Annotated in this window: 10 protein-coding genes; 9 read left to right on the top strand and 1 reads right to left on the bottom strand. The window is 69.1% G+C overall.

Annotated elements, in window-relative coordinates; translation table 11 throughout:
• Positions 1-191: 191 nt before the first annotated feature.
• Complete coding sequence (locus CV1CTNOD_RS18230; RefSeq protein ID WP_165485612.1) at positions 192-1,190, bottom strand: helix-turn-helix domain-containing protein; 999 nt, start codon at positions 1,188-1,190, stop codon at positions 192-194.
• Between the two features lie 99 nt (positions 1,191-1,289).
• Between CV1CTNOD_RS18230 and CV1CTNOD_RS18225 the strand changes: the two genes are divergently transcribed.
• The 9 genes from CV1CTNOD_RS18225 (at position 1,290) to CV1CTNOD_RS18185 (ending at position 13,919) form a co-directional block, all read left to right on the top strand.
• The gene (locus CV1CTNOD_RS18225) at positions 1,290-1,568 is read left to right on the top strand and encodes an NmrA family NAD(P)-binding protein (RefSeq protein ID WP_131787232.1); all 279 of its coding nucleotides are present in this window, start codon (positions 1,290-1,292) and stop codon (positions 1,566-1,568) included.
• A gap of 85 nt (positions 1,569-1,653) precedes the next feature.
• Positions 1,654-1,980, top strand: a complete 327-nt coding sequence (locus CV1CTNOD_RS18220) for a hypothetical protein (protein ID WP_131787231.1) — start codon at positions 1,654-1,656, stop codon at positions 1,978-1,980.
• Between the two features lie 547 nt (positions 1,981-2,527).
• Positions 2,528-3,208, top strand: coding sequence for an ATP-binding cassette domain-containing protein (locus CV1CTNOD_RS18215; RefSeq protein WP_131787233.1), 681 nt, complete (start codon positions 2,528-2,530; stop codon positions 3,206-3,208).
• Positions 3,205-5,580 carry an FtsX-like permease family protein gene (locus CV1CTNOD_RS18210; protein WP_131787230.1) on the top strand — a complete coding sequence of 792 codons (2,376 nt, stop codon included), beginning with the start codon at positions 3,205-3,207 and terminating at the stop codon, positions 5,578-5,580. The genes CV1CTNOD_RS18215 and CV1CTNOD_RS18210 overlap by 4 nt, the downstream gene beginning before the upstream one ends.
• A 301-nt stretch (positions 5,581-5,881) precedes the next feature.
• A complete protein-coding gene (locus CV1CTNOD_RS18205) occupies positions 5,882-6,388 on the top strand; it encodes an RICIN domain-containing protein (protein ID WP_165485611.1) in 507 nt (168 codons plus the stop codon).
• A gap of 380 nt (positions 6,389-6,768) precedes the next feature.
• Positions 6,769-7,602, top strand: coding sequence for an IS5 family transposase (locus tag CV1CTNOD_RS18200; RefSeq protein ID WP_131787228.1), 834 nt, complete (start codon positions 6,769-6,771; stop codon positions 7,600-7,602).
• Positions 7,603-7,637: 35 nt separating this feature from the next.
• Positions 7,638-8,039: a hypothetical protein gene (locus CV1CTNOD_RS18195; protein ID WP_131787227.1), complete on the top strand. Its 402-nt coding sequence runs from the start codon at positions 7,638-7,640 to the stop codon at positions 8,037-8,039.
• A 2,109-nt stretch (positions 8,040-10,148) separates the two neighbouring features.
• On the top strand, positions 10,149-11,552 hold the full coding sequence (locus CV1CTNOD_RS18190) for a family 2B encapsulin nanocompartment shell protein (protein ID WP_131787226.1): 1,404 nt from the start codon (positions 10,149-10,151) through the stop codon (positions 11,550-11,552).
• A gap of 117 nt (positions 11,553-11,669) precedes the next feature.
• On the top strand, positions 11,670-13,919 hold the full coding sequence (locus tag CV1CTNOD_RS18185; RefSeq protein ID WP_131787225.1) for a family 2 encapsulin nanocompartment cargo protein terpene cyclase: 2,250 nt from the start codon (positions 11,670-11,672) through the stop codon (positions 13,917-13,919).
• The last annotated feature ends 246 nt before the right edge of the window (positions 13,920-14,165 follow it).

Here is a 14,165-nt window from a genome sequence, read left to right as displayed (position 1 = left end):
GAACTCCTGTTCGTGTAGTTGGAATCTCCCTCGTTCACGAGGGGGAGGACGTCAAGGTCAGTGCGCATGGTCTCGCCGGAGTCAGCGTGGGTTACTCCGCCGGCTGTGGCCGGCACACCGCCCGGCCAGCCTCTGCCTTGCAAAGCCGATACCGTTCGTCCCCCAATATCCGTGTTCATCTACTCGGCACCCTACAGTTGACGTCGGAGGAAGGTGCGTCGATAGTCGCGGGGCGGTACCCCACGGCGCTGGATGAACTGTTCGCGCAGGACTGCGCCGCTGGTGTAGCCGACGTGGTGAGCGATCTGTTCGACGGACAGGTCGGTCGTCTCCAACAGTTCCTCGGCCTGGTTGAGGCGTTGAGCGATCAGCCAGGCGTGTGGTGATGTCCCGGTCGCTTGTTTGAATCTGCGGAGGAAGGTGCGGCGGCTCATCATGGCCCGGGCGGCCAGCTGGTCGACCGAGGGCCGTTGGCCGAGGTTGGCTCGGGCCCAGGTGAGTACGTCGTCGAGGCGCTTGTCGTCACCGGCGGAGGGCACCGGGGTGTCGAGGTACTGGGCCTGACCGCCGGCCCGGTGCGGTGGGGTGACCAGGTCGCGGGCGATCCGGTTGGCTACCGCCGCGCCGTGATGGACCCGCACCAGGTGCAGGCTCAGGTCGATCCCGGCGGTCGCCCCGGCCCCGGTAGAGACCCGGCCATGGTCGATGTACAGCGCGTCGGGGCGGACCGTCACCGTGGGATAGGTGGCGGCCATCTCGTCGGCGTACTGCCAGTGGGTGGTCGCGTCCAGCCCGTCAAGCAGACCGGCGGCGGCTAGCAGGAACGAGCCGACACAGTGACCGGCCACGATCGCCCCCCGCCTATACGCGGCCCGCAGCGCGTCCAGCACACGGTCGGTCGGCTCCTCGCGGAACCCCGTCCCCGGCAGCACCATGATCAGTTCTGCGGCGGTGAACGCGTCCAGGCCATGCTCGACCTGCAGAGTTAGGCCGCCATCGGTTCGCAGAATCCCCGGTCGACGGGTGCAGATCGTCATGTCGAAGGCCGGGAGGCCGGGACGGAGGTCGAAGACCCCGCTGGGGGCGAAGACCCCACTCACCGCGCCGATGCTCAACCCGGTCACGCCTTGGGGTGCGTAGGCCACCACACGACGAAAAGCACTCACTTCGTCATATTGGCACAAAACCATCGACCATTGGCCGTCGGGCCACTGTCTTGTTCCCGAGGTGCGCGCCAAGATCGGTTCATAACTCCAGCCAGGCGACGGACCGCGTCGTAAGCGGAGGCCATGAGAGGCCATGAGTGCAGAGTCATCCTGGTGATCGACGTGACCGGTAAGCAGGGCGGCGCCGTGGCCCGGCAGCTGCTCGCGCGCGGATGGACCGTAGGTGCGTTCACCTGCGACCCGACGAGCGCGGCGGCTCATACGCTGGCCTCGGGCGGTGTCCAGGTCGTCGGCGGCGGCCTCGACGATCGGCGCTCCTTCGAGACTGCGATGGCCGGCACACACGGGGTCTTCAGCGTTCAGCCCGGCGCGTTCGGACCTTCGTCAGCACATGGGCCGTAGACGAACGCCTGGCCCGCCTCGGTATCCCCGCCACGGTGCTGCGACCGGTGTCGTTCATGGACAACGATATCGATCCCGCCGTCGTGTGCAGACCGCAGCGCTGGTCACCGCCGTCGCACCGGACATCGCGGAGCAGCTGATCGCCCTCGACACCATCGGCGAACAAGTCCTCGCCGCACCCGAGCGGCACCTGTGCCAAGCCATCACCGGCGACGCGCTCACCCCACCCCAGCGCGCCGCCGCACTTGGCCACACGATCGGACAGCCCATCCGCTACATCCCGACACTCCTCGACGCGCCGCGGGCCCAGAGCGTCGACTTTGCTGACACCGTCGAGTTCCTCGACAACGACGGCTACGGAGCCGATGTTTCCCCACTCGAACATTCCACCCAGAACTCCAGGACTTCATGACCTGACTGGACCGGACCGGCAAACACCAACTCGAGGTGTTACATGCCGACCTCAGACATGGCCGACACCACACCACACCACACCACCTCAACTCAAGGACGCCCCACGCTCCCCTTACGGCAGCATAGCCGGACGACAGGACACGGATCGAGACTGTCATCTCGAGAGTGTTGTCGAAAATTGACGGAGGGTATTTCCCGGTTCTCAGGAACGGCAGGGCAGATTGTGGCACACAGCGCTATTCCACTGGAAGTTCGGCATGCGGCCGTCGCCTGTGACCTCGGACGTCCGAGAAGCGTCTATGGCGAGAACAATTGGAAAGGCCTAACTGGTTTCACAATCTCAAGCCTGGCGCTCGAAGCGTTCATTATCATCCGTACTTCGTTTCGCACCGCCGGGACGGCATGGAGACGGCGGCCATTTCCGTGGCTTTCCCCGGCCACGGAGGTGGGTGTCGGCGAAACGCTTCCCGGCATGCTGAGCGTTTCGGGGAGGTTGTGACGTGAAGACCGCGCGCCAGGCCACGTCCGGATCCGAGTCCGAGAAGGTGTCCGGGGCAGTGCTCGCGGGCACCGGACTGGTGAAGTCGTTCGGCGTGACCACGGCCCTGGACGGCGCGAGCCTGAAGGTGTCCCCCGGGGAGATCGTGGCGGTGACCGGTCCGTCCGGATCGGGAAAGTCCACGCTTCTGCACTGCCTCGCCGGCATCGTGCAGCCGGACGCGGGGCGGGTCAAATACCGGAGTCTGGAACTGAACAAGATGGCGGACGGGCCGCGTAGCGTGCTGCGCCGCCGGGAGTTCGGCTTCGTCTTCCAGTTCGGCCAGCTGGTGCCCGAACTCAGCTGCCTGGAGAACGTGGCGCTGCCGCTGCGGCTGGAGGGTGTGCGCCGCCGGACCGCCGAGCGCACCGCGCGGGAATGGCTCGAGCGGCTCGAGGTGACGGAGGTGGCCGGCAAGCGCCCAGGGCAGGCGTCCGGCGGCCAGGTCCAGCGAGTGGCGATCGCCCGGGCGCTGGTGATCGCGCCGAAGGTGGTCTTCGCGGACGAGCCGACGGGCGCCCTGGACTCGTCGAACGGTGAGCGGGTGATGCGGCTGCTCGTCTCGGCGGCCCGGGACACCCAGGCGGCGGTCGTGCTGGTCACCCACGCGCCGGAGGTCGCCGCCCACGCCGATCGCGAGGTCGTCGTCAGGGACGGTAAGACGGTCACGGTCGGGGTGGGCGTGTGACGGCGGGAGACCGTGGCCGCCGGGACGGCCGCGCCGCCGGAGACATCTCCGGCGGGGGCGTCACCCGGTGGGTCGCTGAGCTTGCGTTCGGGTGTCGGCTGGCGATCCGGGGTGGGCGGACCGCGTGGGTGCGGCTGTCGCTCACCGCGGTGGGGATCGGTGTGGCGGTCGCGGTCCTGTTGCTGGCCTGCTCCGTCCCCGGGCTGATGGACGTCAGGAGCACCCGGGCGGCCGGTCGGGCCACGCCGGACTCGTTCGCGGGGGTCGTCGCGTCCCCCGTCGCGGGCGTGAGCCCGCTGCTGGTCGTCCAGCGCCAGGACCAGTTCCGGGACCAGAGGTTCTCCGGCTATCTGGTGGAGGCGGACGGACCCGCGCCGCCGCTCCCGCCGGGCGTGGACCGACTGCCGAAAGCCGGCGAGATCGTGGTTTCACCCGGGCTGGCGCGGTTGCTGTCCTCCCCGAGCGGGGCGTTGCTGCGGCCGCGCTATCCGCAGCGGGTCGTCGGCACTATCGGCGAGGAGGGTCTGCTCGGGCCCGACGAGCTGTTCTTCTATGCCGGTGCCGACCACCTCCGCGGGCAGTGGCATGTCATCTCGATCTACGCCTTCGGAACTCCGCGTACCCCCGCGCCGCCGCTTCCCCCGCTGCTGACGCTGCTGATCGCCCTCGGCACCGTCGCACTGGTGACGCCGGTCCTGGTGTTCCTGGTAATCAGTACGAGGCTGGCCGCGCGGGCGCATGAGCGCCGGCTGGCGGCGCTGCGCCTCGTCGGGGCGGAACGCGCCCAGGTCTTCCGGATCGCCGCGGGTGAAGCCGTCGTCGGCAGCCTCGCCGGCGCCGTCGCGGGTGCCGGGCTGTTCCTGCTCGGGCGTTGGGCGGTGGCGCGGCTGACCGGGCCGGTGTTCGGCAGCGGCTTCTTCGCGGTCGACCTCTGGCCGGGCTGGGCACCGACGACGGCCGTGCTCGTCGTCGTGCCGCTGCTGGCGATCGCCACGGCGATGATGTCGTTGCGGACGACCATCATCGAGCCGCTCGGCGTCGTACGCGACGCCGAGACGGACCGCCGTCGGCTGGTCTGGCGGTTCGGGCCGCTCGCCCTCGCGGTGCTCCTGCTCGCCAACCAGGACACCAGGCAGGGTGTCGGCAACGGGATCATCATCGGCATCGCGGCGTTCCTGCTGGGCGTCTCGGCATTGTTGCCATGGGTGGTCGAGCGGGTGGTGGGGCTGCTGCGTGGCGGGCCACCGTCGTGGCAGCTCGCGACCCGCCGCCTGGCGATCGACGGCGCCAGCTCGTTCCGGCTCGCCGGCGCGTTCGGCGCCCTGCTCGCGGCCGGTGTCGCCGTCCAGAGCCTGCTCGTTCCCGTGCGGGCCGCATACGTGCGGCCCGACCCCCACCCCAACCAGATCCAGGTCGGCGCGCCGCAGAAGGAGATGGACGGCCCGGCCCGGTTCACCACCGCGCTGGACCGGGTCGAGGGCGCCCAGGTGATGTCGGTGGTGCTGTCGGGAGGGATCATCGACGCCCGGCAACGCCGGGGGGAACTCCACGTCGCGCCCTGCCCGGTGCTGCGCGTCATGGCGGCCATCACGGACTGCGCCGACGGCGACGCGTTCGTCGTCAGCGAGTCGCCGCGGCCGGCCACGAGCCCGGACGACGCTCCGGCGACCGGCGAGCCGGTGTGGTTCCTCGCGGACGCTCCGATCCCGGACTGGACGACGAGCCCGCAGTGGACGGTCCCGGCGCTGAACGCGGTCGCGCCCCGGGCCGGCGTGTCCGGCCGGGGAAGCCCCATCCAGGGCATCCTGGCGACGCCCGGTGCCCTGGCGGACGCCCGAGTACCGGTGCTGAGCCTGCTCGCCTCGATGACCGGCCCGCCGGACGACGCCGACACCGTGGAGCGGGTCCGCAACGTCATCGCGACGCTCGACTGGTCGGCGCAGGCACGCCAGTCCAAGCGGTTCATCGTGGATTCCTCGTACGCGGCCGTCCGGACCGGGCTGGCCCTCGGCGCCTCCGTCCTGCTGGTGCTGACCCTGATCAGCCTGTTCGTCATCGCCATGGAACAGCTCCACGAACGCGGGCGGGCCTGGACGGTGCTGACGGCCACCGGCGCCCCGCGGTCCCTGCTGGCCTGGTCGCTGCTGTGGCAGACCGCCGTCCCCGTCCTGCTGGCCGTCCTGGTCGCGCTTCCCGCCGGTCTCGGCCTCGGCGCGCTGCTGCTGGCGTCGGCCGGTCGGCCGGTGGCCTTCGACTGGCCGGGGATCGGCGCCCTGACCGGCACCGGCGTGCTCGCCGTCCTGGCTGTCACCGTCATCATCGTCCCGGCGCTGCGGCGGGTGACCCGGCTGGAGGGGCTCCGGGCGGAATGAGAACGCCTCGTCGAAACGACCCTTCCTGGTCGCCCGCACTGGCTGGCGGGAACGAGCCGGCCAGCGCGAGGAACCGGCGGAGCGTCGGTGCGTTCTCACGCCCGACCGCCGTCCCCCGGACTGTTCCGTTCCTCCCGCTCTCTTGTGAAGGCGCAGGTGAGGCGGAAGATCCTTTCCGTTTCCCGCGCCGCCAGGTTGTGCCGCACCGGAAGTTCGGTAACCCGGTGCGGACGTGCTTGCCGGATTTTCCAGACTCCGGGAAGCGGTTCTTATCAGCTCTACCGTCCAGAAGGAGATGCGTATGAGTACAGGAGTCCTCCGCCGCCGCGGAATCCGGTGGGCGGTGCTGGCAGTGGTGGTCGCGGGCCTGTTCGCGGCCGCCACCCCGGCCCAGGCCTGGAGTGGCTACAGCCTGCAGCACTGGATGTCCGGGAAGTGTCTGGATGCCGACCGGAACACCTGGTACAGCAACGGCGGCAAGGTCCAGGTCTGGGACTGCAACGGCTCGGCCAACCAGCAATGGTGGGCCAACTGGGGTGCCGACTGGACCCCCATCAGCACCCCGGGGTCTCCCGACGGCCCGTCCAAGTGCCTGGACGCCTGGCCGAACGGCAGCTACACCTGGGGCTACAAGGTGTCGGTCTGGGACTGCAACGGCCAGACCCAGCAGGGCTGGCAATATACCTACCGCGTCCAGAACCAGAGATTCGGGTTGTATCTGGACGTTCCCTATGGCTGGGATCCGGCGAACGGTCAGGACGTCGGGTTGTTGACCTGGCAGGACAACACCAGCCAGATCTGGAGCTAGTAGATCTGAGCGCACCCGCCAGCGGTTGACGGAGCGGGCCGCCCCGGGGACAACGTTCCCCGGGGCGGCCCGCGGCCACCTTTTCGTCATCTTGCGGCCGGCTCGGCCGGCCCGTCGAAATTCCTGGATGCCTGGCCGGACGGCAGCTACACCTGGGGCTACAAGGTGTCGGTCTGGGACTGCAACGGCCAGACCCAACAGGGCTGGGGCGGACCCGATTTCGCCCGCCTCGAGAACCAGAGGTTCGGGCTCTATCTCAGAGGGTGTTCTGTGAGCCTTCGCCGGGTCTCGGGCTGAGTTGATGTCTGGTTTGAGTGCTTGGTGGCGGGTTCGGGGCTGGTCGTCTTGCGTTCGGTGGTCGGTGCGTTCCGCTGGAAGACGTGAGCGAACGCAGGCCGTACCCCAGCGATCTGTCGGACGAGGCGTGGGAACTGATCCGCCCGGTCATCACGGCGTGGAAGGCGCGGCACCCGTCGGTGTCGGGGTATGCAGGCCGCTACGACATGCGGGAGATCGTGAACGCGGTCCTCTACCAGACCCGGACCGGCTGCCAGTGGCGCTACCTGCCCCACGACCTGCCACCGGTCAGTGCGGTCTACTACTTCGGCGTCTGGCGTGACGACGGAACTACCGAGACCATCCACGACCTGCTGCGCTGGCAGGTCCGGGAGCACCACCGCCGCCACGCCGACCCGAGCGCGGTCGTGGTGGACTCCCAGACGATCCGGGCCTCCACCAACGCCCCGGCGGACACCACCGGGCTGGACCCGGGGAAGAAAAGTCCGGGCCGAAAACGCGGGATCGCGACCGATACCCTCGGGCTGCTCATCGCCGTGACAGTCGTCGCCGCCAGTGTCCATGACAACCTCATCGGCACCGCTCTGTTGGACGCGGTCGCGGCAGCCGCGCCGTCGGTGCGCACGGCGGGGGTGGACGCCGGGTTCAAGAACACCGTCGTCGCCCACGGCGCCGGTCTGGGCATCGATGTCGAGGTCGTCGGCCGCGGGGCCGGGGCGCGGGGGTTCACCCCGCTGCCGAAGCGGTGGAGGGTCGAGCAGACCTTCGGCACGTTGATGCTGCACCGCGGGCTGGTCCGGGACTACGAGGCGAGACCGGCCAGCGCGGTGTCCATGATCCACCGGTCGATGGTGGACGTGCTGACCCGCCGGCTGACCCGCACAGCCACCCCGACCTGGCGCGATCCACCGTCCTGACCGTCAGAGGGCCGACGCGAGAGACGGGAGCAGTGATGCAGGACCTGTTGGAACGGATCGAGGCCCGGCGGGTCCGGGCCGCGCGGACCGTGGAACGGCTACAGGCCGAGATCGCCGGGCTCACCGAGCAACTCGCCGCCGCACACGACCTGGAACGCCTCGAGATCACCCGGGCGACGGGGCTGGAACTGTCCGCCGAGGACAACGCCGCACCGGTCGAGATGCCGCCGGGCTATCGCGAGGTGGTGGCCCTGTTCGAGCATGACGGGAACGGGCTGCGCGCCAAGGACGCCTGCCGGGCGCTGGGCACCGACCCCCGCCACGTCGAGAGCATGCGCGCCAAACTGAAACGCCTCGTCGACCGCGGCGTGCTCACCGAACCCGACCCCGGCCTGTTCGTCCTACCCCGCCCCACCCCAGAGATCAACTCAAGCTGAGACCCGACGAAAACTCACAGAACACCCACTCACATCTGTGTCAGGTTTTCAGGCGGCGGGCGCGAGACGGGCCTGGGTGTAGCCGGACCCTTCGTCGCTTTGGACGGCAGGTCCCGCTGGTCCAGCTCATCGGGATCATCCGTCCAGGACTTCGGGCATGCGCGGGGCGTTGTCGATGAACGCGTGTCCTCGGCGGTGGCGTAGGTTGGCGCGAAGATCGCCGTCGTCCCGGACGGCCACCGGTTGATCGTTGACAGTCCACGCAACCGGGGATGGTCTGCCGGCGATCGTCCCGCGCCGGCTTCCCCCTGCCCGTCGTGCCAGTCCGATCATCCGAGATCTCTGCGAAAACCCAACTGGCGCTCACGGACTGCAAAAGTCGGACCTGGGTACTAGTAAAAATGTGCCAGAATAACGAGAGAATCCATAGCTATTAGTTACTAGTAAAGCTGATGGTCATGTAACTCACAGTCAACACTGCACTGCTTGGGGGCATGTCGGACGCCGGGTGGCTGTCACTGCCCGAAGCCTCGGTGAGCTACGTCGCTGTGACTTTCGGGTCGCCGTGGTAGGTCCGCCCGGTGGGCCGCGCCCGCCGGATATCGATACCCGACGTTGGTCGGCACGGTATCCGGGTGACCACGCTTGGATACCTTCCGCGGCGGCGCCAACCTCGCGAGAGCGCACATTGTGGAGGATCGCCCAGGATATTCGACGACATCGAGAATATCTCCATCGCCGAACGCACAATCGTCCAAAGTTCCGTGACCGCCGGATGCCTGGTCCCGAAACGCGGTCACGCGTGTGCCTCGCCGGCGAACGCGCTGACTCCGGGCGCGCGGCGGGGTCGACGGCGCGGTCCATGGAGATTCCTGTGACCTGGGACCGGCCTGTAGCCCGCCGGCCGGCGACGCGGCGCACCTGGCCCCGCACCCCTGGTTGCCGTGGCCTGGCCCGGCGACCGGCTCTGACCTGCCACTGAGCATCCGGACAGTGACACGCTGCGGGGAGAACGAGGGTGCTACGGCCCGGCAGAGCGGCCGGTGGGCCTCTCGCGTCCAGTGGTCTCCACCCGGCGGACCGCCCGGTGTGCCCTGATATGGGCCGTGGTCCGCATGAACGCTTCCGGCGGGCCCATCGGTGATCACATCTGGCGCCGGCGAACCGCGAACGTCACCGAGCGCAGCCCGGGCGGCGAATTCCACGTCCACCGCCGCGCCCGGCCGAAACCGATCGATGCGAGCCCGGACGGTCCGGTCACCGCGGGATCGGACCGATTTCCCTCGATTGTTCTCAGAAATGCGATTGTTCTCAGAAATGCGACCGCCGCCCCGGCGAACGCCCCGCCTGTCGACCGGCCCGGAACGGCCGCACACCGTCGGCCCGCATACCGCCGCCGAGGCAGCGCGGGGAATCAGTTGAATAATCCTGTTCCGACGGCTGGCCGAGCCGGCCACAGTGTATTGTCCCGAGATATTTTCTGCGGTGATTTCGTTGCCCTTTACGGTCCGTGACCGCCGGGGTCGGTCGGCGGACTAGAACGGGTCATCTTCCGGGCCAGTCCTCGATTGGTTCCACGAGGTACTTGCCGCTCGTGGCGCCGATGCGGGAGGCTGCCGATGCGCGGCCACGTGCCTTCCGACACCAAAACAAAGTGCGTGTCGCCGAACCGCGTGACACCACGGGAGTTCAGTAGTATGGAGCCGTTGATTGTGCAACTGTTCGAGCCGCTAGTGGATACAGATCATCCGTACGCGTTGTTGGAACTCTGATCGTTGTTGGCACCCTGATCGGGCCACTGGCATGGTCGCATCGCCAACACCGGCTCCGCAACCGTAGAAATACCACGGGCATCCCTGCCGTACTGTCTTTTCTACGTTCCGCGGGAGTCCTCCGGAAAAGATGACGCGGCGCTGTCGGAGCAGCGCCGGCGCCGCTGAGGGCCAGAAATTCTCGGGAAAGTACCGGAACAGCCCTGACGAATCCGGCCGGCCGTCCCGCGCCCCCCGCCGGGGGACACCGACCGGACAGCACATCGGTAAGGGCACGGCGTACCGCCGCGCCCGGTTGCCCCGTTCCCTGGAAGAACCACAGAGAGGTGGAGCCCGCATGACTGAGCCCGTATCGACCGACCCGGGCGTGACCGGTGAGGACCCCCGGCTGAGCCTGAGCACGGCGGCCGCGCGCAACCTCGCGACGACCACCAAGTCCGTCCCGCAGATGCAGGAGATCACCTCCCGGTGGCTGCTGCGCGTGCTGCCCTGGGTCCAGACGGCCGGTGGTGTCTACCGGGTCAACCGGCGGTTGACCTACATACTCGGTGACGGGCTCGTCACGTTCACCTCCACCGGATCCGAGGTGCGGGTGGTGCCCGGCGAGCTCGCCGAACTGCCCGCCCTACGAGGCTTCGACGGCGACGCGCTCGCCGGTCTCGCCGATCGCTTCGCCCAGCGGGAGTACGCGCCGGGCGACGTCCTGGTGGAGACCGGCGCGCCGGCCGACGCGGTGTTCCTCGTCGCCCACGGCAAGATCGGGAAATTCGGCCCGGGCGAGTACGGTGACGAGCGCTCCCTCGGGGTGCTCGCCGACGGCGAGTACTTCGGGGACGAGGTCCTCGTCGAGTCGGACCTGACCTGGGAGTACACCGCCCGCGCCCTGACCGCAGCCACCGTGCTCGTGCTCACCCGCGAGCAGTTCGCCGAGGTCGTCGAGCGGGACACCGCGCTCAGCGGGCACCTGGCGGACTACCGCTCCCGCCCGCAGCCGCCGCGCAACCGGCAGGGCGAGGCGGAGATCGCGATCGCGGCCGGGCACAGCGGCGAGCCGGACCTGCCGGGCACGTTCGTCGACTACGAACTGGCCCCGCGTGAGTACGAACTCAGCGTCGCCCAGACGGTGCTACGCATCCACAGCCGGGTGGCCGACCTGTACAACGAGCCGATCAACCAGCTGGAGCAGCAGCTGCGGCTCACCGTCGAGGCGCTGCGCGAACGCCAGGAGTACGAACTGGTCAACAATTCCGACTTCGGCCTGCTGCACAACGCCGACCTGCGCCAGCGCATTCACACCCGGTCCGGCCCGCCGACCCCGGACGACCTGGACGAGCTGCTCAGCCGGCGGCGCAGCACACATTTCCTGCTCGCCCACCCCCGGACGATCGCGGCCTTCGGCCGGGAATGCACCGCGCGGGGCATCTACCCGGCGACCGTCCTGTTCCACGACCAGCATGTGCCGGCCTGGCGCGGCGTCCCCCTCCTGCCGCTGAACAAGATTCCGATCAGCGCCACGGGAACGACCTCCGTCATCGCGTTGCGGGCCGGGGAGGAGAACCAGGGTGTGATCGGCCTGCACCACACCGGCCTCGCCGACGAATACGAGCCGGGGCTGTCCGTCCGGTTCATGGGCATCAACGAGAAGGCGATTATCTCGTACCTGGTGACGACCTACTTCTCCGCCGCCGTCCTCGTTCCGGACGCGCTCGGAATCCTGGAGAGCGTCGAGATCGGGCGCTGAGCCCACCCACCGGCGCGTCGCCGCGGTCAGTGCGCCGCGGCGGCGCGCCGATATCGGTGACGCCCTCCGGGCGCGACCGCCCGCACCAGCGGCAGAGAAGGGTTTTCCCGGAGAATCATGCAGCCTTTCACCCTCCCCGAATTCTACGTGCCCTATCCGGCGCGCCTGAGCCCCCATCTGGACATCGCCCGGGAGCACAGCAGGGCGTGGGCCCGGACCATGGAGATGATCGACCCACCCGAGGGCGGGACCGCGATCTGGACCGAGCGGGACCTCGACGCCCACGACTACGCCCTGCTGTGCGCCTACACTCATCCCGACGCCACCGCCGAGCGGCTGAACCTCGTCACCGACTGGTACGTATGGGTCTTCTACTTCGACGACCACTTCCTGGAGCTCTACAAGCGGACGCACGACATGGCGGGCGCGCGGGCCTATCTCGACCGGCTGCCCGCCTTCATGCCGGTCGACGGCGAGATCACCGAAGAGCCGACGAACCCGGTCGAGCGTGGGCTCGCGGACCTGTGGACGCGAACCGTGCCCGCCAGGTCCGCCGACTGGCGGGCACGGTTCGCGGTGAGCACCCGCAACCTGCTCGACGAGTCGCTCTGGGAACTCGCCAACATCAACGCCGGTCGGCTGGCCAACCCGATCGAGTACGTCGAGATGCGCCGCAAGGTCGGCGGTGCGCCCTGGTCGGCGAACCTCGTCGAGCACGCCGCGGACGCCGAGGTCCCGGCCGCCGTTGCCGCCACCCGCCCGCTGCGGGTGCTGCGCGACACCTTCGCCGACGCGGTCCACCTGCGCAACGACCTGTTCTCCTACGAGCGGGAGGTCACTGAGGAGGGCGAGCTCAGCAACGGGGTGCTGGTCATCGAACGCTTCCTCGACATCGGCACGCAGCAGGCCGCCGACGCCGTCAACGACCTGCTCACCTCCCGACTGCACCAGTTCGAGCACACGGCGGTCGTGGAGCTGCCGGCCGTCCTGGACGAGTACGGCATCGACCCGGCGGGACGGCTCGCGACGTTGGCGTATGCCAAGGGCCTGCAGGACTGGCAGTCCGGCGGCCACGAGTGGCATCTGCGCTCCAGCCGGTACATGAACCGCGAGGCGACCCCCGACGCCGTCCCGGCCGGTCTCGGGCTGCCCGTCGGGGTGGGCGGGTTGCCCGGTCTGCCCGGCGCGCCGAGCCTCGGCACCTCGGCGGTGCGGGTCGTGCCGTCTCTGCTCGCCACCGCGCCGCGGCGACTTCGGTCCCATGCCAACGTGCCGTTCCGGGTGGTCGGGCCGACCCGGCTGCCCGAGTTCTACCTGCCGTACACCACCGGGCGCAGCCCGCACCTGGACGCCTCGCGACGCTCGATCGTCCGCTGGGCGGGTGCGATGGGCATGCTGGACCCGGTCCCGGGCATCTGGGACGAGCACAAGCTGGTCGCGTTCGACTTCGCCCTGTGCTCGGCCGGCATCCACCCGGATGCCTCCGCGGCGGAACTCGACCTCACCACCAGCTGGCTGACCTGGGGCACCTATGGTGACGACTACTATCCGGTGGTCTTCGGCCGGAGCGGGAACCTGGCCGGGGCGCGGCTGAGCAACGAACGGCTGCGCGCCTTCATGCCCCTCGACGGCCCGGCCATCGAGGTACCGGCGAACGCCCTCGAGCGCGGCCTCGCCGACCTGTGGGAACGCACCGCCGGGCCGATGGAGCCCGCCGCGCGGGCCACCTTCCGCCGCGCCGTCGAAGTGATGATCGACAGTTGGCTGTGGGAGCTGGCGAACCAGGCGGTCAACCGCATCCCCGACCCCGTCGACTACCTGGAGATGCGCCGCGCGACGTTCGGCTCCGACCTGACGATGAGCCTGTGCCGGCTCGCCCGCGCGCACACCGTGCCGGCCGAGATCTTCCGCGCCCGGCCGATACGGTCGTTGGAGAACGCCGCGGCCGACTATGCCTGCCTGCTCAACGATGTCTTCTCCTACCAAAAGGAGATCCAGTTCGAGGGTGAGATCCACAACTGCGTGCTGGTGGTCGAGAACTTCCTCGGCTGCGGTCGCGACCGTGCGGTCGAGGTAGTGAACGATCTCATGACCGCCCGGATGCGCCAGTTCGAGCACATCGTGGCCGAGGAACTGCCGGTGCTGTTCGACCAGCTGGAGCTCGACGGCGACGTACGCGGCGCGCTGCTCGGCTACGTGCGGGAACTGCAGAACTGGCTGGCCGGCATCCTGCGCTGGCACGAAGGAACCCACCGCTACGAGGAGACCGAGCTGCGCTACCACCCGGCCGTGGACCGGCGGCCCTTCGGTGCTCCGAGCGGGCTGGGTACCTCGACAGCGGACGTCCGCCAGCTGGTCGCCCGATAGATCATCCCACCCCCGGGCCGGCGGAGGCCCAGGTGAGAGCGGTGGTCCGGGCACACCGCCCGCATGGCTGGATCCGACCGGACGGGGCATCCGCGCCGTCCGGTCGGATCCCCGAACCCCCGAAGATTTCGCCCGGATTCGCCCACCGCTGGAACAAAACCATTGGATCAACGAATATTGCGTACGACCGGAGCGGACAGCGCGGGACTTCCTTTCGTTGTTTCCGGCCGAATCCTGCCCGTGGCT

The organism is Protofrankia symbiont of Coriaria ruscifolia, assembly GCF_900634745.1.
Lineage (GTDB): Bacteria > Actinomycetota > Actinomycetes > Frankiales > Frankiaceae > Protofrankia > Protofrankia californiensis.
The sequence above is the reverse complement of the archived record's forward strand: the minus strand, read 5'-3'. Positions and strand labels throughout refer to the sequence as shown.